Source organism: Achromobacter sp. SIMBA_011 (genome assembly GCF_046535435.1).
Taxonomy (GTDB): domain Bacteria; phylum Pseudomonadota; class Gammaproteobacteria; order Burkholderiales; family Burkholderiaceae_B; genus Achromobacter; species Achromobacter dolens.
In genome coordinates this window covers 1-415 of record NZ_JAWRWN010000077.1, presented here as the reverse complement: position 1 = coordinate 415, position 415 = coordinate 1, and the positions used below count along the sequence as shown (strand labels likewise).

Annotated in this window: 1 protein-coding gene; it reads right to left on the bottom strand. The window is 59.5% G+C overall.

The window, feature by feature from the left end; all coding sequences use genetic code 11:
* Positions 1–300: type VI secretion system ImpA family N-terminal domain-containing protein (locus SB816_RS29980; protein WP_410547990.1), on the bottom strand; the 300-nt coding region annotated here is incomplete at its 3' end.
* Positions 301–415 lie beyond the last annotated feature (115 nt).

The following is a 415-nucleotide window of genomic DNA, read 5'->3' as shown; positions in this document are numbered from 1 at the left end:
CACCATGCCGGTTAGCAGCCCGAGCGCATCCACCCAGGCCTGCCAGCTTCGCGCGCGCAGGCATGCGGTGATCAGGTGGCCGGCTACCCGGAAATGCTTACACTGCTGCGTCAAGTACTGCCTGGCTGCTTCGTCGATGCGTGACCAGTCCATGCTCGCTTCATGCAAGCCTCCAAGCTTGACCATCTCCTGGTCAATAATCTGGTAACGCTCGTCGTTCTCATCGAAATGACCCGCCGGCTGAAGCGCCTCCAGGGGCTCCAGCAAATGCTTCAGGTCAAGGGCACGATATCCGTTCACCAGTGATAGGCCTCACGTTCCTCGTCGATGAGTGCCTTGAGGCGCGTCGCATCAAACTCCTGACCGTCCAATGCCGGATAACTGCTCTCAATACGCAGCCGCGCGCCATTCCCAA